The sequence below is a fragment of the Achromobacter pestifer genome (genome assembly GCF_902859625.1).
In the GTDB taxonomy this organism is placed as follows: domain Bacteria; phylum Pseudomonadota; class Gammaproteobacteria; order Burkholderiales; family Burkholderiaceae_B; genus Achromobacter; species Achromobacter pestifer.
The window spans coordinates 880,920-898,663 of the sequence record NZ_CADIJX010000003.1; the positions used below are offsets into that span (position 1 = coordinate 880,920).

The 17,744-nt window shown below is 66.0% G+C and carries 17 protein-coding genes; 9 read left to right on the forward strand and 8 right to left on the reverse strand.

What is annotated here, in order from left to right; genetic code table 11:
• Positions 1 to 99: 99 nt before the first annotated feature.
• The 3 genes from HV753_RS15590 to HV753_RS15600 all read left to right on the forward strand — a co-directional run bounded on the left by HV753_RS15590 (position 100) and on the right by HV753_RS15600 (position 4,162).
• On the forward strand, positions 100 to 621 hold the full coding sequence (locus HV753_RS15590) for a sigma-70 family RNA polymerase sigma factor (protein WP_175175380.1): 522 nt from the start codon (positions 100 to 102) through the stop codon (positions 619 to 621).
• A complete protein-coding gene (locus HV753_RS15595; RefSeq protein WP_175175381.1) occupies positions 618 to 1,589 on the forward strand; it encodes a FecR domain-containing protein in 972 nt (323 codons plus the stop codon). Before HV753_RS15590 ends, HV753_RS15595 begins: the two co-directional genes overlap by 4 nt.
• 98 nt (positions 1,590 to 1,687) lie before the next feature.
• Positions 1,688 to 4,162 (forward strand): TonB-dependent receptor, encoded by a 2,475-nt coding sequence (locus tag HV753_RS15600; protein WP_175175382.1) that lies wholly within the window; start codon positions 1,688 to 1,690, stop codon positions 4,160 to 4,162.
• Between the two features lie 25 nt (positions 4,163 to 4,187).
• On the opposite strand, the gene HV753_RS15605 is transcribed toward HV753_RS15600, so the two are convergent.
• Genes HV753_RS15605 through acnA form a run of 3 tightly spaced genes read right to left on the reverse strand, consistent with a single transcriptional unit; the run spans position 4,188 to position 8,812 of the window.
• Entirely contained in the window at positions 4,188 to 5,243 is a 1,056-nt protein-coding gene (locus tag HV753_RS15605; RefSeq protein ID WP_175175383.1) for a lactonase family protein, read from the reverse strand.
• 51 nt (positions 5,244 to 5,294) lie between these two features.
• On the reverse strand, positions 5,295 to 6,191 hold the full coding sequence (locus HV753_RS15610) for a GntR family transcriptional regulator (RefSeq protein ID WP_175175384.1): 897 nt from the start codon (positions 6,189 to 6,191) through the stop codon (positions 5,295 to 5,297).
• On the reverse strand, positions 6,188 to 8,812 hold the full coding sequence (gene acnA / locus HV753_RS15615; RefSeq protein WP_175175385.1) for an aconitate hydratase AcnA: 2,625 nt from the start codon (positions 8,810 to 8,812) through the stop codon (positions 6,188 to 6,190). The genes HV753_RS15610 and acnA overlap by 4 nt, the downstream gene beginning before the upstream one ends.
• An 87-nt stretch (positions 8,813 to 8,899) precedes the next feature.
• Here acnA and HV753_RS15620 point away from each other — a divergent pair, with 87 nt between their 5' ends.
• The gene (locus HV753_RS15620; protein WP_175175386.1) at positions 8,900 to 9,886 is read left to right on the forward strand and encodes a Bug family tripartite tricarboxylate transporter substrate binding protein; all 987 of its coding nucleotides are present in this window, start codon (positions 8,900 to 8,902) and stop codon (positions 9,884 to 9,886) included.
• Between the two features lie 32 nt (positions 9,887 to 9,918).
• Here HV753_RS15620 and HV753_RS15625 read toward each other — a convergent pair whose 3' ends face one another.
• Complete coding sequence (locus HV753_RS15625; RefSeq protein ID WP_175175387.1) at positions 9,919 to 10,515, reverse strand: TetR/AcrR family transcriptional regulator; 597 nt, start codon at positions 10,513 to 10,515, stop codon at positions 9,919 to 9,921.
• A 111-nt stretch (positions 10,516 to 10,626) separates the two neighbouring features.
• Here HV753_RS15625 and HV753_RS15630 point away from each other — a divergent pair, with 111 nt between their 5' ends.
• Genes HV753_RS15630 through HV753_RS15640 form a run of 3 tightly spaced genes read left to right on the forward strand, consistent with a single transcriptional unit; the run spans position 10,627 to position 13,597 of the window.
• Positions 10,627 to 11,682, forward strand: coding sequence for a sugar phosphate isomerase/epimerase family protein (locus HV753_RS15630; protein WP_175175388.1), 1,056 nt, complete (start codon positions 10,627 to 10,629; stop codon positions 11,680 to 11,682).
• A gap of 17 nt (positions 11,683 to 11,699) precedes the next feature.
• Positions 11,700 to 12,584: an alpha/beta fold hydrolase gene (locus HV753_RS15635; protein WP_175175389.1), complete on the forward strand. Its 885-nt coding sequence runs from the start codon at positions 11,700 to 11,702 to the stop codon at positions 12,582 to 12,584.
• Positions 12,585 to 12,586: 2 nt separating this feature from the next.
• Entirely contained in the window at positions 12,587 to 13,597 is a 1,011-nt protein-coding gene (locus HV753_RS15640) for an alpha/beta hydrolase (protein ID WP_175175390.1), read from the forward strand.
• On the opposite strand, the gene HV753_RS15645 is transcribed toward HV753_RS15640, so the two are convergent.
• A complete protein-coding gene (locus tag HV753_RS15645) occupies positions 13,536 to 14,165 on the reverse strand; it encodes a 2OG-Fe(II) oxygenase (protein WP_175175391.1) in 630 nt (209 codons plus the stop codon). The genes HV753_RS15640 and HV753_RS15645 overlap by 62 nt on opposite strands.
• 159 nt (positions 14,166 to 14,324) lie before the next feature.
• Between HV753_RS15645 and HV753_RS15650 the strand changes: the two genes are divergently transcribed.
• Entirely contained in the window at positions 14,325 to 15,017 is a 693-nt protein-coding gene (locus HV753_RS15650) for an HAD family hydrolase (protein WP_175175392.1), read from the forward strand.
• A 24-nt stretch (positions 15,018 to 15,041) separates the two neighbouring features.
• Here the strand turns inward: HV753_RS15650 and HV753_RS15655 are convergent, their stop codons facing one another.
• Positions 15,042 to 15,824: an SDR family oxidoreductase gene (locus tag HV753_RS15655; protein ID WP_175175393.1), complete on the reverse strand. Its 783-nt coding sequence runs from the start codon at positions 15,822 to 15,824 to the stop codon at positions 15,042 to 15,044.
• A 148-nt stretch (positions 15,825 to 15,972) separates the two neighbouring features.
• Here HV753_RS15655 and HV753_RS15660 point away from each other — a divergent pair, with 148 nt between their 5' ends.
• The gene (locus HV753_RS15660) at positions 15,973 to 16,509 is read left to right on the forward strand and encodes an MgtC/SapB family protein (protein ID WP_175175394.1); all 537 of its coding nucleotides are present in this window, start codon (positions 15,973 to 15,975) and stop codon (positions 16,507 to 16,509) included.
• A 14-nt stretch (positions 16,510 to 16,523) separates the two neighbouring features.
• Here the strand turns inward: HV753_RS15660 and HV753_RS15665 are convergent, their stop codons facing one another.
• Both HV753_RS15665 and HV753_RS15670 read right to left on the reverse strand, forming a co-directional pair.
• Positions 16,524 to 17,270 carry an SDR family oxidoreductase gene (locus tag HV753_RS15665; protein WP_175175395.1) on the reverse strand — a complete coding sequence of 249 codons (747 nt, stop codon included), beginning with the start codon at positions 17,268 to 17,270 and terminating at the stop codon, positions 16,524 to 16,526.
• Positions 17,271 to 17,315: 45 nt separating this feature from the next.
• Entirely contained in the window at positions 17,316 to 17,684 is a 369-nt protein-coding gene (locus HV753_RS15670; protein WP_175175396.1) for a cupin domain-containing protein, read from the reverse strand.
• Positions 17,685 to 17,744: the final 60 nt, after the last annotated feature.

A 17,744-nucleotide genomic window follows, 5' to 3' on the forward strand; every position in this document is an offset into this window, starting at 1 on the left:
GAGGCGGGCGCAGGGGGCGGGCTAACCCGCGGCAGCGGGCGGGGCAGGGATAAGATAAAATAGAAATCGTTCCTATTTACAAATCTTGCCAGGTGCGCCTTGCCTTCGCCCGACTTCCTGCCCGCCGATACCGTCACGAAGCTCTATCGTGACCATCACGGCTGGCTGTCGATGTGGTTGCGCAAGAAGCTGGGCAACTCTTTCGACGCCGCGGATCTGGCACACGACACTTTCGTGCGCCTGATGGCGGGGCGGCGCAAGGACGGCGCGGGCGCCGAGCCGCGCGCGTTGTTGACCCATATCGCGAAGGGGCTGGTGGTGGACCATTGGCGCCGTCGCGCGCTGGAAGATGCCTATCTGGCCGTGGTGGCGCAATTGCCCGCGCCGCAAGTGCCGTCGCCGGAAGCGCGGGCGCTGATCCTTGACACCCTGCACGCCATCGACGCCACCTTGCGGACCTTGCCCGCCAAGACGCGCGAGATCTTCCTGTTGTCGCAATTCGATGGCATGGCGTACGCCGACATCGCCGCAGACCTGCGTGTGTCCCTGGCGACCGTCAAACGGCACATGCAGAAGGCGTTGACGGCCTGCTTGATCGCCTATCAGGTCCACGGATCATGAGCGAGGTGATCGACCCCGCGATTCTGGAAGAGGCCGCCGGTTGGCTGGTGCGCTTTCAATCCGATACCTTGTCCGCCCGGGATCGCGCGGCGTTCGACCGTTGGCTGAACCGCAGCGCCGCGCATGGTGCCGCGTGGCAGCGCGTGGAAACGATGTTGCGAGGCTTTGGCCAGGTGCCGCCCCGTATCGGCCGCGACACGCTGCGCCGGCTGGACCGTCCGGGCCGGCGGCAAGCCATGCGCGCGCTGGGCGCCCTGCTGGTGCTGGGGCCGGCGGCCTGGGCAGGATGGCGTGCATTGCCTTGGCGAGAGTGGGCGGCGGATGTGCGCACCGCCACGGGCGAACAGCGCTACATGGAATTGGCCGACGGTACTCGCCTGGTACTGAACACGGCCAGCGCCGTCGACATTCTCTATACCCCCGAGCAGCGTGTACTGTGGTTGCGCGCGGGCGAAATCCTGTTGACGACCGGCCACGATCCCTCGCCCACCCATCGGCCCTTCATTGTCCGCACCTCGCAAGGCACGGTGCGCGCGCTGGGCACGCGCTTCATGGTGCGCGATGAAACCGCCACCATCCGCGTGGCGGTGTTTGAAGGCGCGGTTGAGATCCAGCCGCAGGACGCCGGTGCGGCGGCTGTGGTGCTGCCGGCCGGCCAGCAGACGGTGTTCAACGCCCACGCGGTGGAACCGCTGGTGGAGGCGGATTCGGCGTCGGCGTCCTGGGAGCAAGGCATGCTGGCGGTGCGCAACTGGCGGCTGGCCGATCTGGTGGACGAGCTGGCCCGATATCGCCGGGGCGTCCTGCGTTGTGATCCGGCCGTGGCGGGGCTGCGGGTCTCGGGCGCCTTCCCGCTGGCCGACACCGATGGCAGCCTGCGCTTGCTGGAGAAAACGCTGCCCGTGCGAATCAGCCGGATCACGCCGTTCTGGATCACGGTGGCGCCGCGCGCCAGCGTTACAAATTAATCGCCGATAGGCTGACACTTTTTTCGGCTTCGTCCGGTGTACCGGGTGAATCGTCGCGACATGCGAGCGTCACCCAGTCTCCTACGAAGGATCGTTTCATGGTTTCCCGAATTTCCCGTTCGCAGCGTCCGCCCCGTGGCAAAGCCGTCCTGTCGCCGCTGGCGACGATCATGCAGGCCACTGGCATGGGCTTGATGCTGCTGGCGGTGGCGGGCGTGCCGGCACCGGCCGCCGCCGCCGACGCGGCCAGCGCTGGCGCATCCGCCTCGCGCAAGTCCTATGCGATTGCTGGCGGCCCGCTGGGCGATGTGCTGGCGCAGTTCGCGGCAGCGGCCGGCGTGCCGTTGTCGTTCGACCCGGCCATGATGGCCGGGCGGCACAGCGAGGGTTTGTCGGGCGACTACACCGTGCGCGAGGGCTTTGCGCGCTTGCTCGGCGGTTCGGGCTATGCCTTGGCCGAACAAGGCGCGGGCGCTTATTCCCTGCGCAAGCTGCCGGCGGGCGAGGGCGATGCCGCGACCCTTCTGCCCAGCATCACCGTTGCCGGGGCGGGAGTCAGCCCCTCAGCGTTGCCGCCCGAATTCGCCGGTGGCCAGGTGGCGCGCGGCGGCCGGCTGGGCCTGTTGGGCAACCGCGACGTCATGGACACGCCGTTCAATGTGACGAGCTACACGTCGGAACTGCTGACCAACCGCCAAGCGGTGACCTTGGCCGACGCGCTGAACGCCGAACCGTCGGTGCGTTTCACTGGTCAGATTGGCGGGGTGACCGATTCGTTCTACATCCGGGGCTTCCCGATCGGCGAAGGCAACCTGGGCGAAATCGCCTTCGACGGCGTATACGGCGTGGCGCCCAATTACCACGTGTTCACCGACTACATCGAACGGGTTGAGGTACTGAAGGGGCCGGCGGCCCTGCTGTATGGCATGTCGCCCAACAGCGGCGTGGGCGGTGTGATCAACATGGTGCCCAAGCGGTCGTTGCCACAAGACTTGACGCGCCTGTCCGCCGACTACGTGGGCGATTCGCAGTTCGGCGGCCGGGTGGACCTGAGCCGGCGCTTTGGCAATGACGGCGAATGGGGCGTGCGGATCAATGGCATGCATCGCCAGGGCGATACGCCGCTGGACAACCTGTATTCCCGCACGGACATCGGTGCGTTGTCGCTGGACTATCAGGGCGAACGCCTGCGCGCATCGTTGGACCTGCTGACGCAGAATGAAAAAGTGGATGCGCCAACGCGCCCCTTCTTGGTGGCGGCAGGCATTGACGTGCCGCGCGCGGCCGATGGCCGCCGCAACGCGACGCAGCCCTGGGGATGGTGGAAGTCCGACGGACAATCGGCGCTGCTGCGGGTGGAGTACGACATCAGCGACCGCCTGACGGTATTCGCCGACGCGGGCGGATCGGATACGGACGTGTCACGTTTGTCGGACCAGACGCCCACGATCGTCAACGCGGCGGGCGACACGCTGGTGACGCCCAATAATTTCCGCTTCCAGGTCAACCGCGCGACCTACAACGCGGGCCTGCGCGCCAAGCTGGATACGGGTCCGGTACGCCACGCCATCAGTTTCATGGGAAGCCTGTACAGTGACCGCAACCTGCAAGCCAGCGTGTCGGGCACGCCGCTGACGTCCAATATCTACCATCCCATCACGCGCCCCGAGCAGCACATTCCGGCGCCGGCCAACGTGCCCAAGGTGTCGTCATCTGACCTGTCCGGCTTTGCCTTGGCGGATACGCTGAGCATCCTGGACGAGCGCGCACAACTGACGCTGGGCGTGCGCCAGCAACGCATCGAATCACGTAACTTCAATGGCACGACCGGCGTGCGCACGGTCAGCTATGACGAGAGTGCGACGACGCCGCTGGCCGGCCTGGTGATCAAGCCGTGGAGCAATGTGTCGCTGTACGCCAACTACATCGAAGGCCTGAGCAAAGGCGACGTGGCACCGGCCACCGCGTCCAACGCGGGCCAGGTGTTCAAGCCCTACAAGGCGCGTCAGAAGGAAGTGGGCGTGAAGGTGGATCTGGACCAGGCGATGCTGACCTTGAGCGCCTTCGAGATCACCAAGCCCAGTGGCCAATTGACCAACGGCGTGTATGGCGCCGACAGCGAACAGCGCAACCGTGGCCTGGAATTGAACCTGTCCGGGGAACCGACGCGCGGCTTGCGCCTGCTGGGCGGGGTGACGTACCTGAATGCCGAGCTGACACGGACGAACAACGCTGCCACCGTTGGCAACCAACCCGTGGGCGTGCCGAAATTCTCGGCCAACCTGAGCGCGGAATGGGACACGCCGTGGGTGGCGGGCCTGACACTGACCGGCGGCATGATCTACACCGGCCGCGAATATGTGAACCAGGCCAACACGCAGTCGGTGCCGTCATGGACGACGTTCGACCTGGGCGCCCGTTACGCCACCAAGATCCAGGGCAAGGAGGTGACGTTGCGCGCGAATCTCGTCAATGTGTTCAACCGCGCGTACTGGTCCGGCGTGGCGTCCTACGGCACGGTCTCGCAGGGCGTGCCGCGCACGGTGATGCTGTCGGCGTCGATGGACTTCTGATCGACCACCGTCCGCCGCCTGGCCATCAAGCGCGGCGGCGGGCGAACACCATGCAGACGGGGCTGCCGATGCCGACTTCATAGCCATCGCGCACCAACGTGCCGTCCTGGGCGTTGACGCGGAAGCGCACCAGCGTGTCGCTGTCTTCGTTCAAGGCGAACAGGAAGCGTCCATCCGGCGCCAGGGTGAAGAAGCGTGGCGTTTTGCCGCCGGTGGCCACGTGCTGCACGGGTGTCAGCCGGCCGTGGGCCGGGTCCACCCGGAACACCGCGATGCTGTCGTCGCCCCGGTTCGACACATACAGATGGCGGCCGTGCGCATCAAGCGCGATGCCGGCGGCGCGGCTATTGCCGGTATAGGTGTCGGGCAGGGTCGGCAGTACCTGGAAGGGCCGCAGCGTGCCCGCTTCCACGGCATAGGCGGCCACGGTGTTGTCCAGTTCGTTGACGACATACAGCCAGCGGCCGGTGGGGTGAAAGGCGGCATGCCGGGGGCCTGCGCCTTCGCGCGTGTCGACCACGCAAGCCGGTTCGGCGCTGACGCCGCCGTCCTGCAACGCAAAAAGGAAGACGCGGTCCAGGCCCTTGTCGGGCACCACCACATAGCGGCCCGAGGGATCCACCAGGTTGTAGTGTGGTTTGGCGTAGGGCTGCTCCTTGCGATGCGGGCCGGGTTCGCCAGACATGGGCACGGTTTGCACTACCGGTGCCAGCGCGCCGTCACCCGCCACCGGCAGTACGGCCAAGGTGCCGGTCAGGTGGTTGGACACCATCAGGTAACGGCCCGAGGCGCCCAGCGCCAGGTGCACGGGATTGCGGCCTTCGCAGCTTTGTTGCCGCCATGGCGTCAGGGCGCCGGAGTGCGGATCGCGCTGCAAGGCGCTGACTTCCTGGCTATCGCCATGCACGGTGTAGAGCACCGGCAACGCCGGGTGCGGCAGCAGATACGACGGATTGAGCAAACCGCCCACGACCTGCGTCAAGGTCAGCGCGCCGGTCTCCTGCGCGTAATCGAACACACTGATGCCATCGCCACGGGCATGGCGTTCCCGCGTGGTGCGAGAACCGATATAGACGTGCATGAAACCACCCTCAGCTTGAAGAATAAGCGGCCATGCGCGCGGGCGCCGGGCCTAGGAAGTCAAGATGCCGCTGATGCGGGCCAGGTTGTCCAGCGTGCTGCGCAGGTGGCTGGACAGGGCAGCGGCGGCCTCTTCGTTGCGTTCGCGTTCCAGCAGATCCAGGATCGCCAGGTGCTGGTCGCAATGCTGCTGGTAGCGGCTGCGATCCTGCATGGAGCGGTACGACAACAATCGGCGCACGCGATTGACGCGCTTGATCGTGTCAATGAAAAACGGATTGCCGGAGGCTTCCACCAGGGACTCATGAAAGCGCACGCCGCGTTCATGCAACTGGTCGGCCGTGTCGGTCGCGATGCCGCCGTCCAGCAGATGTTTTTCCGCAGCGCGGCAACGCGCAAGCGTGCTTTTCTCGATGCGGAACGAGGGTTCCAGCAACGCAGCGGGCTCCAGCGCCAGACGCAGGCGGTACGACTGCATCAGGCTGTCCGGCGTGGTCATCATGGATGAGAATTCCCAGCCGTAGCCCGGCCGCCGTTGCGCCCAGCCTTCTTGCGACACGCGGGCCAGCAGGGCCTGCGTCTGCGCGTTGGTCAAGGCATAGCGCGCGCGCAACTGGGCCTCGCTGCATTGCATGGACAGTTCGCCGCGCAGCAATTCGTCAGCCAGCTTGAAATAGCTTTGCGTCACGATGTCGTCCACGGAGGGCGGCGTCAACGCGGCGGGGGCATCGGGCAGGGCGTCGAAGTCCTGTTGCAGGAAGTAGCCGCGGTTGGGCTTGCGCGCCACGATGCCATGTTGTTCCAGAACGCCCAGGGCGTCATTGACTGGCGATCGCGACAGCCGCAGCCGGTCGGCAAGTTTCTGCGCCGTCAGGTGTGCGCCGCCGGGCAGGCGGTCCTGTCGGATCAGGTCCAGGATTTTCGTGACGGTATTGGTTTGCGCGCTCATGGGATCGTGGCTGGCCGGAGGGTATCCGATAGGATAGCGGGAATGACGCCGCCCATCCGCAACAAACGCACTTCCAGCTGGGTCTCGACGGCGGCGGTGGCATGCCATGCGTCGACGCGCCCATCAGCCCGCAGGATGCGTACCGGCACGCCGATGCGCGGCGCCAAGGTTTCCGCCGGCGCGTCGATCTCGATGCGGTCGCCGGACTGCACGCGCAGCGTATCGGGTGTGACGCCGTCGGGCAGCCGCAAGGGCAGGATGCCCATGCCAATCAGATTGGACCGGTGGATCCGTTCAAAGCTGACGGCCAGCACCGCGCGGATGCCCAGCAGGCGCTGGCCCTTGGCCGCCCAGTCGCGCGATGAACCGGTGCCAAAGCGCGCGCCAGCCAGCAATACAACCGGCTGTTGTTCCTGGCGGTAGTGCTCGGCGGCTTCCCAGATAGGCTCCACGCGGCCGCTGGGCGCATGCCGGGTGTGGCCCACGGGCGCCTCGGGGCAGAGCAGATTCTTCAGGCTCTTGCTGTAGAAGGCCGCGCGCATCATCACTTCCCAATTGCCCCGCCGGGAGGCGAACACGTTCAGGTCGTTGCGGTCATCACCGCGCGCCACCAGGAAGTCCGCGATCAGGCTGTCCGGGGGGATGGCGCTGGCGGGCGACAGGTGGTCGGTGGTCACGTCGTCGCCCAGCACCAGCAGCGGATGCGCGGCGTAGCGGCCCAGTTGGCTGGCCTCTTGGGTCGAGGCGAACGGCGGACGCCGCAGCGCGGTGGACGCGGCATCCCAGGGAAAGCGCGGCGACGCCGGTGCTTCCAGGGCTTGCCAGGCGGGGTTGGCGCTGGCGATCTTGAAGGCGGCGTGAAAGTCGTCCGACCGCAAGCCCAGCGCCAGTGCGGCGTCGATATCGGCCTCGTCCGGCCATAGGTCACGCAGATGGATGGCGCGGCCGTCGGCGGTGGTCTGCACCGGTTCCTGGCTCAGGTCGCGTTCGGCATCGCCCGCCAGGGCGAACGCGATGACGAGCGGGGGCGACATCAGAAAGCCCAGGTCCAGATCGGGATGGATGCGGCCGGTGAAGTTGCGGTTGCCCGACAGCACTGCCACCGGATGGACCGCGCCCGCGGCCATGGCCTCGCGCACGGCCGGGGGCAAGGGGCCCGAGTTGCCGATGCAGGTCGTGCAGCCATAGCCCACGATATCGAAGCCGACGGCGGCCAGGTCGTCCAGCAGGCCGGCGCGGGCAAGGTAATCGGCTGCGGCGGGCGACCCCGGGCCCAGGGAGGTTTTGACCCAGGACGGCACGCCAAGACCGGCCTGGCGTGCGTTACGAGCCAACAGGCCCGCCGCCATCAACAAACGCGGGTCCGACGTGTTGGTGCAACTGGTGATGGCGGCGATGGCGATCGGATGGCGGGGCAGACTGCCGTGGGGCCCATTCGCCGGCGCGAAGTTCAATGCCGACAACAGGGTGCGGGTCTGGCTGAAGGGGTGCAGGTCCTGCGGCCGCTTCGGCCCGGCGACGTGCATTTGCACGTGATCCAGCGCGATCTCGATCACGCGCGTATAGCGCGGCGACGCCTCGGGGTCCAGCGCGATGCCGGTGCGTTCGGCATAGGCCGCGACGCGCGCGATATGGGCCTCGGCGCGGCCCGTCTGGCGCAGATAGGCCAGCGTTTCGCCGTCGATGGGAAAGTAGCCGGTGGTGGCGCCATATTCCGGCGCCATGTTCGCGACCACGCAGCGGCTGCCGGCCGACAAGGTGCTGACGCCGGGGCCGAAAAACTCCACGAATTCGCCCGACACATCGATCGCCCGCAGCCGCTGCGTGACGGTCAACGCCAGATCGGTGGCGGTCACGCCCGCCGTCAGCGCACCGGTCAGGCGCACGCCGATCACATCGGGAATGCGCAGCAGCGTGGGCATGCCGAACATGACGGTCTGCGCTTCCAGGCCGCCCACGCCCCAGCCCAGCACGCCGATGCCGTTGATCATCGGCGTATGGCTGTCGGTGCCGATCATCATGTCGGGATACAGGCGGCCGTCCTCGTCCTGGCAGACCACCGTGGCCAGTTGCTCCAGATTGATGGTGTGCATGATGCCGGTGCCCGGCGGATGGATGCGCACGTTGGACAGCGCCTTGGACGCCCAGCGCAGAAACCGGTAGCGCTCGGCGTTGCGGCGCAATTCCAGGTCCAGGTTGCGCACGGCGGCGTCGGCTTCTGCATAGGCCTCGACGGCCAAGGAATGGTCCACCGACACGTCCACCGGCAGCACGGGATTCAGCACCGCAGGATCCACACCGGCCTCGGCCAGTGCGTCGCGCATCGCCGCGATGTCCACCAGCGCAGGCGTGCTGGTGGTGTCATGCATCAGCACCCGGCCGGGTTGGAAGGCAATCTCGGCGTCGCTGGTGCCGTGCGCAAGCCACGCAAACAGCGCCGCCACCGCCGCATCACGTTCGTCTCCCTGCATGTTGCGCAGCGCGTTCTCCAGGAGCAGGCGCAGCACAACGGGCAAGCGGAAATAGTCCGTGCCAAAGGTGGCGGGCAGGTCCAGACAGGTGTGGGACGCGCCGTCCAGGGTGAAACGGGCGTGGCGCAACAGGGCATTGGTGTTTTCCATAGCTGCCAGTTTTGCATATTGCATCTATAAAATGCAATTAAGTAAAAACCCGGCCGCCATCCGGACAGGCCGATCAGGAGACAAACCATGCCCCGAATCCGATTCCAACTGCTTGCCGCCGCCGTGGCGGTGGCCGCCTTGGCCCCGTTTCATTCCGCCTGCGCCGCCGACGCCGGCCGCCCGGTCAGCCTGATCGTGCCGTTTGCCGCGGGCGGCGGCGTCGACGGCATGGGCCGTTTGTTGGCGGAACGCCTGCGCAGTGAAATGCCGCAGGGGGTGGTGGTGGAAAACAAGCCTGGCGCCAGCGGCATGCTGGGCGCGCAGACCGTGGTGCGGTCGACGCCGGACGGCTCCACGCTGCTGCTTGGGTCAGCGGGGGAAACCGCCATCAACCCGCTGGTCTTCAAGGGCAAGATGCAATACCAGCCGGAAAAGGATCTGGTGCCGATTGCGTTGATCGCCCGCGTGCCCAACGTGCTGGTCGCCAATCCCAAGCTGCCGGTGAGCAATGTGGAGCAATTGGTGGCCTATGGCCGCGCGCATCCCGACAAGCTCACCTATGCGACCAGCGGCGTGGGCAACCCGCAGCATCTGAATGGCGAACTGTTGCAGTCACTGGCCGGGATCAAGATGGTGCATGTGCCCTACAAGGGCGCGTCCGCGCAGTTGGTGGATGTGGCGGCGGGCAGCGTGGACCTGACCTTCGTCAGCCTGGCGGGCGCGCTGCCGTTCATCAAGAGCGGCAAGGTTAAGCCGCTGGCGGTGACATCGGCCACGCGCGCATCGTTCGCGCCGGACATTCCGGCGATTGCCGAGTACGCCCCGTTGAAGGACTATGCGTTGGAAAACTGGTTTGGTGTCTTCGTGGCGGCAGGCACACCGGCCGAGGTGCAGCAGAAGCTGGCGGCCGCGATCGGGCGCAGCTTGAAAGACGAGAAGTTCGTCGCCAGCATTCGTGAACTGGGCGGCGAGGTGCAGCCCATGAGCCAGGATGAATTCCGCGCCTTCATCAAGGCGCAGACGGCCGTATTCGCCAAGGTGGTGACCGACGGCCACATCACCGCGGAAAACTAAGCCGCAGGCGTTAGCGCACCACCCCGCAGGCGTTAGCGCGCCACTGCGTCCAACGCGCAAAGGGCGGGCGGGATCATGGCCATCAGCCGCGCCTTGCCCACGCCGTCCCGGGCCTGCACCGACAGGCCGTGCAAGACAACGGCGTAGTAGTCCCCCAAGGCCTGTACGTCCGTGCCGGCCTTGAGTTCGCCGTTGCGCAAGGCGGATTCAAGGCGGTCGATGATGCCTTGCGTGCGGGCCTTGCGGTGCGTGGTCAGCCAGGCCATGACGCCTTCGTTCTCGGCGGCGTAATTGGTGGCGGCGCTGACCACCATGCAGCCTTGGGGCCGGCCTCGGCGGGTGTAGGTCAGCACCGCTTCGGTCAGCAGCGCTTCGATCGCGCTGCGTACATCGTTATCCGTGTCCAGGGCCTTCTCGGCGAACGAGCCGTCACCTGCCTCGTAGCGCGCAACGGCCTCACGGAACAGGTCCTGCTTGGACCCGAAGGCCGCATACAGGCGAGCCGACGCCAAGCCCGTGGCCGCCACCAGATCCGCCATCGACGTGCCTTCATACCCTTGCTTCCAGAACGCCAGCATCGCTTGCTGAAGCGCTAGGTCGCGGTCGAATTCTCTGGGTCTGCCTGCCATCACGGTCTCGGGGAAATGAACTGGATGCAGTGTACCCGCCTGCCACGCGATTTGCGTCCGGCGCATTTATCGCCTATTCTTTGTCGATCGACAAACAATTAAGGATTCGATATGAAGACCATCAAGGGACCCAGCCTGCATCTTGCGCAATTCAGTGACGCCGCTGCGCCGTTCAATAGCTTGCCGGCCATCGCGGAATGGGCGGCGGGCGTGGGGTTCAAGGCTTTGCAGATCCCGGCCTGGGACCAGCGATTCTTCGATGCGGAAACGGCGGCCGTCAGCCAGGACTACTGCGACGAGGTTACCGGCACCTTGGCCGCGCATGGTCTGGTCATCAGTGAACTCACGACGCACATCTTTGGCCAATCGCTGGCCGTGCATCCGGCCTATGACGCGCTGGTCGACAACTTCGCGCCGCAAGAGGCGCGCGGCAATCCGCAGGCCAGGACGGCTTGGGCGAAGCAGGGGCTGCTGAATTCGGCGCGTGCCTCCAAGCGGCTCGGCCTGACCGACATGGGCACGTTTTCAGGGTCGCTGGCGTGGCCCTACCTGTTCCCGTTCCCGCAGCGGCCCGAAGGCCTGATCGAGACCGCGTTCGATGAGCTGGCCCGCCGTTGGCTGCCGGTGCTGAACGCTTGCGACGAGCAAGGGGTGAACCTGTGTTTCGAGATCCATCCCAGCGAAGACCTGCATGACGGCATCACCTTCGAGATGTTCCATGAACGTGTTGGCGCGCACGCCCGCTGCGCGATGTTGTTCGATCCCAGCCACTTTGTCCTGCAACAGCTGAACTACCTGGAATACCTGGACATCTACAAGGACCACATCCGCATGTTCCATGTGAAAGATGCCGAGTTCAATCCGTCGGGACGCCAGGGCATCTACGGGGGCTACCAGTCCTGGATCAACCGCGCCGGGCGCTTCCGGTCATTGGGAGACGGTCAGGTCGACTTCAAGGCGATCTTCTCGAAGCTGGCGCAATACGACTATTCGGGCTGGGCCACGCTGGAATGGGAGTGCTGCCTGAAAGACCAGGAGACCGGCGCGCGCGAGGGCGTCGAATTCATCAACCGGCACATCATCCCCGTCACGTCGAAAGTGTTTGACGACTTTGCGGGCGCGGCCATCGACAAGCAACAGATTCATGCCCTGCTGGGCATTGCCTAATCGCGGATATTTTCATCATGACGCATCAAGACGCTACTTTCTTCACCGCCGCCGATGGCGTGACGCACCAATATGTACTGGTGGACGGCTGCCGCATCCATTGCGCGATGGCAGGCGACGGGCCGCCGGTATTGTTGATTCCCGGCTGGCCGCAAACCTGGTTCACCTGGCGCCACGTCATGAAGGCGCTGGCCCAGGCGGGCTTCACGGCGATCGCCGTGGACCCGCCAGGCACGGGCGATTCCGCGCGGCCGGCACACGGCTATGACACCGGCGCCATCGCCAGCGTCCTGCATCGCCTGATGGGGCAGTTGGGGCATGCGGCCTATCAGGTTGTCGGGCATGACATCGGAATGTGGGTGGCGTACGCGCTGGCCAGCGACCATCCCGAGGCCGTCCGCCGGCTGGCCTTGACCGAGGCCGTGATTCCGGGCCTGGCGCCCGCGCCGCCGATCTTCGTGGCGCCCGAAGAGAACATCTTCCTGTGGCATTTCATGTTCAACCAGTTGCAGGACCTGCCGGAAGCGTTGATCACCGGACGGGAACGCGCCTACCTGAATTTCATTTTCGACAAATGGTCGCATCGGCGGGACCGCGTGGCGGCGGACGTCTACATCGACGCCTATTCGGCGCCGGGCGCGTTGCGCAGCGGCTTTGCCTACTATCGCGCCATTCCTGAAACGATACGCCAGAACCAGGCGCGGTCCCAGACGCCGCTACGCATGCCCACGTTGGCCATTGGCGCAGAACACGCCACGCGCGATGCGCCGCTGATCACGATGCGCGCCAACGCCACCGATCTGACGGGCGTGATCATTCCAGACTGCGGCCACTTCGTGACTGAGGAATGCCACGAGGAATTCTCCGCGCATTTGCTGGCCTTTCTGTCGCGGGAGGGTTGAACGTGCCCGTCGACGCCAACATCAACGCCTTTCTCACCCGCTTGTCGAGCACGTCGGCGCCGCTGGTGCTGGAAGACATTCGGGCCGCGACAGAGATCAGCCTGCGCGCGCTGCAAGGTGACACGGAAGCCGTGGACGCCGTGACCGACCACGAGGCGCGCTGCCAGGACGGGCATCCGCTGCGGATACGGGCGTATGCCCCGGCGGGCCTGGGGCATGTCGATGCCTTGCCGGCAGTGGTGTTCGCGCACGGCGGCGGCTGGTTCCAGTGTTCGCTGGATCTGTACGACAACCCCTGCCGCGCCTTGGCCAATGCCACCGGATGCAAGGTGTTCTCGGTGGACTATCGGCTGGCGCCAGAGAACAAGTTTCCTGTGCCCGTCGAAGACGTCTACGCCGGGCTGCAATGGGTCAGCGGCAATGCCGCGGCGCTGGGCATCGACCCGTCGCGCATTGCCGTTTGCGGCGATAGCGCGGGTGGCAATCTGGCCGCCGCCGTGGCGATCATGGCGCGCGACCGTGATGGGCCATCCATTGCCCATCAGTTGCTGTTGTACCCCGTGTTGGACCACGATTTTTCCACGCAGTCCTACCAGGCTTATGGACGCAATTTCTTCCTGACCGAAGAGATCATGCGCTATTGCTGGTTTACGTACTTGTTGAATGCGGCGGATGGCGCGTCACCCTATGCGTCGCCGCTGCGCGTGTCGACGGTGGCGGGCTTGCCGCCGGCCACCGTCCTGGTCAGCGAGTACGACCCGTTGCGTGACGAAGGCGAGGCCTATGCCAAGCGTCTGCACGATGGCGGAGTCGCAGCGCAAAGCCACCGCCTGCCGGGAATGATCCATGCCTGCATCCATATGCTGGGGCTGACGCCTGCGGCACGGCAACTGTTTGATCTGGCGGGGCGGGCAATGCACGCAGCATTCGACAAGCAGCAAGCATGCGCGGCTACGGGCCGTCATGCAGCAGCACTTCCAGCCCCAGCCGTTCCCCGGTACGCACCTGGCTGATCGCTTGTCTTGCCGTGACGCGGTAGGGGTCGCGCGTGCCCTGGAAGGGGCGGTGCGCCACCGCGATCACGGCGGCGTCGCCCAGCCCCAGGGGCAGGACCATGGGGCGCGACTGCATGCGCGGGCGCTGCTCGGTCATCACGAATTCTCCGCCCGTGAAGTCCAGGCCGGGGGCGGACAGCAGCGCAACGAGTTGCAGCGGAAAGACGTGCGCGCCGTCGGCATGCTGGATCAGCGGTTGATAGCCATCTTGCCGCAGACGATGCAGGCCGGACAGGGGCCGCTTTTGCCCAGCATCGTGGTTGCGTTGTGTCCAGGAGGGGAAATCGTCGGGGAACGCCGTGTCCAGTCCGAGCGCGGCCGTCCAGGCGCGGGCGATGGGTAGCAAGTGCCGGTACAGATCCTCACGCAGCGCGCTGAGCCAGGCCGGATCGATGCCGGCTTGGGCCAGCCGCCGCGCCATCTCTTCCGGGAACAGGCCGGGCAGCATCGCCCAGCCCTCGGCGTCAAGTTGGCGGGCGATCAATCCCCAATCGTATTGGTTCAGGCAAGGGCGGTCAGGCGTCATGGGGGAATCAGGGAAAAAGCGTGCACGGACTCACAGGATAGGCGCGGGCAGCGCGCGCGTCACTCCGCTGCTTGCGCTGGCCGGGACGGGGGCCGGGTATCGCCCTCAGCCCTTGAAGTATGCTTGTTGGCTTCACGAACCTTCTTCATAGCGCCTGCAATGACTGATTTCCCCTTTGACGCCGTGCTGTTCGATTGCGACGGCGTGTTGGTTGATTCCGAGCCCATCACCAGCCACGTGCTGACCCAGATGCTCAACGAGCTGGGCTGGGACATCACGCACGACGAGACGATGCGCATCTTCACGGGGAAGGCCGTCCGGGACGAACTGCCGCGAATCCAGTCGCACACCGGGACGACGCTGGGTCCGGAATGGTTTGACGAATTCCGCCAGCGCCGCAATGCCGCCCTGGATCGCGAGCTATTGGAGATTCCCGGTGCGCCGGATGCCGTGCGCGCCCTGCACCTGGCGTTGGATGGCCGCATCGCCGTGGCCTCTGGCGCGGATCGCCGCAAGGTGGAATTGCAACTGGCCAAGGTGGGCATCGCCGATTGTTTTGATGGGCGTGTCTTCAGCGGGCACGAAATGCCGCGCAGCAAGCCGTTCCCTGATGTGTACCTGGCCGCCGCGCAGGTGTTGGGCGTGGATCCCAAGCGTTGCGCGGTCGTGGAAGATACCGTCACGGGCGCGACCGCCGGCGTGGCGGCGGGCGCCACGGTGTTCGGATACAGCCCGGACACCAATGGCCATAGCGCCGCCAGCGCCTTGCGCGACGTGGGCGTGGCCCACGTGTTCACCGATATGAAGCAACTGCCCGCGCTGTTGGCGGGCTGGCAGGCTGGCGCCCGTTAAGCGCCGCCGACCCATCACGCGCCGCTAGCGCGCGTGATTGGCGTATTGTTCGCCGCCATCCAGATCGATCACCGTGCCGCTCAGGTAGCCGGCACGCGGCGACGCGCCGAACACGATCATGTCGGCCACTTCGTCGGGCTCCATCAAGCGGCCGAAGGGCAGGTCCGACAGGGTTTCCTGCCAGCGCGATTCGTCTCCCCAGCGGGCCTGCGCGCGCTGGCGGGCCAGCGTCAGCACGCGGTCGGTGCGGGTGCGCGATGGGTTCACGCCAAACACGCGCACGCCATGGCGTGGCGCCTCGCCGCCCAAGGCGCGGGTGAACGCAATCAATGAGGCATTGGCCGCTGCGCCGCAGATGTAATCCGCACGCGGTGCCGCGCCCGCCATGCCGATGATGTTGGCGATGACGCCGGCGCCCGCCTCGCGCATGCCGGGATAGTAGTGCCGCGCCAGGTTGATGTAGCCATGCACTTTCAAGTCCCAGCCCGCGCGCCAGCGTTCATCCTGCACCTGATCCAGTGCGCCGCCCGGCACCGCGCCCGCATTGTTCACCAGCACATCAATGGGGCCGGTCTCCTTCGCAAGCTTCTCGGCCGCGCCGGGCACGGCCAGATCCAATGCGAGTGCTTGCGCGATGCGGCCGGTCTGTTCGCGGATCAACGCCGTGGCCTGATGCAGCGCGGCATCGTCGCGCGCCACCAGGATCGGGTCCGCGCCTTCACGCGCGAAGGCGGCGGCGCACGCCAAGCCAATGCCCTTGGAAGCGCCCGTGATAAGCACACGTTTTCCGGCCAGCTGCAAGTCCATGGAAAGCTCCTGTCGATTCACGCCCGCACGCGCGGGGAACGCTTAGGTTGTAAACCAGTTGGCGCGGCGGTGCCAGCCCGATTGCGGCATGGCGCCTTCCGGGCCGTGCCTGCTATGCTGAATCCACCTGGACGACAAGGACATGGCGATGGCGGAAATCTGGCTGGAAATCTGGACCACCGTGCGTAGCGAATTCGCCGATATCCCTGATGTGGGCGAGGCCACGCGCATCGTGCTGCGGCTAGGCATGGCCGTGATCCTCGGCGGCTTGTTGGGCTACGAGCGTGAACGCAGCGGCAAGGCGGCAGGCCTGCGTACCCACATGCTGGTGGCGCTGGGTGCGGCGATCTTCGTACTGGTGCCGTTGCAGGGAGGCATGCAGGTCGGCGATATCAGCCGCGTGCTGCAAGGCGTGATCGCTGGCATCGGCTTCCTGGGCGCGGGCGCGATCATCAAACTCAGCGACGAACGCGAGATCCGCGGGCTGACCACGGCAGCCAGCATCTGGATGACCGCCGCGATCGGCGTGGCGGCAGGGATGGGCCGCGAGGCCACGGCCCTGGTCAGCACGCTGATGGCGCTATTTGTGCTGGCGGTGTTGCGCCGGGTCGAAGCGCGCATTTCGGCCCGTCAGGCAAGAGCAAGCGTCATTGCCGCCGATGGAAAGCCGGCGCGGGACGGCTGATCGCCGGCCGGCGTTCAGTTGCCGCCCGAGACGTCGATGAACGAGCCGCTGGTGTAGCCCGCTTCGTCCGAGAACAACCACATCACGGCGCCAGCCACTTCTTCCACAGAACCGCCCCGGCGCAGCGGGATCACGCCTTTCAGCCGATCCACCCGGCCTGGCTCGCCGCCGCTTGCGTGCATGTCGGTGTAGATCGTGCCGGGGCGCACGCCATTGACGCGAATGCCTTCGGGCGCGACCTCTTTGGACAGACCGATGGTCATTGTGTCCAGCGCGCCCTTGGAGGCGGCGTAATCCACGTATTCGTTGGGCGAACCCAGGCGTGCCGCCGCGGAGGACACGTTGACGATGGCGCCGCCCTGGCCACCGTGGCGGGGGGACATCCGGCGCACGGCCTCGCGGGCGCACAGGAAGGGGCCGATGACATTGGTGGACAGCACGCGCAGCAGGCGGCTGGCGTCCATCTGATCCACGCGCATCTGCGTTTCCAGGATGCCGGCGTTGTTGACCAGCGCGTCGATCCGGCCCAGGCGTTCGTCCAGCGTGCGGAACATGCGCAGCACCTGGTCCTCTTGGGAGACGTCGGCCTGGATGGCCAGCGCCTTGCCGCCTGCTTGATGGATCTCGGCGACCACGGCGTCAGCCGCATCCGGCCGCGCGTGATAATTGACGCCCACCGCATAGCCGCGGCGGGCCGCCAATTTGGCGACGGCGGCGCCGATGCCGCGGCTGCCGCCGGTGACGAGCATGACTTTGGACATGATTTTCTCCTGCGTGGCCGTCACGGTAGCAGAATCGCCGCGGCCTCAGATCCAGACATCGTTCGGCGCGCTGCGTGCGCCGCCCTGGTCGCCGGTGTTGACCACGCCACAGGGTTCCACCAGCATCAGATGCGTTTCTTCCAGCGCGCAGGGCTTGTGCTCCACGCCTTTGGGGATCACCGTCATGTCACCGGGGGCCAGATCGACATGGCCGTCGCGCAGTTCGATCCGCAATCGCCCGCTGATGACGAAGAAGGTCTCATCGGTGTCCGCATGGCTGTGCCAGACAAAATCGCCTTGCACCTTGACCACCTTGAATTGGTAGTCGTTCATTTGCGCGATGACCTTGGGTTGCCAGTGTTCCGAGAATAGCGACAGCTTGCCGGCGATATTGATGGCGGTAATGGGGGACATGGCTTGGCCTGAACAAGTTGGGACGCTTGCAGCATAGGGCGCGCGGCCGCGTGCTGTCTT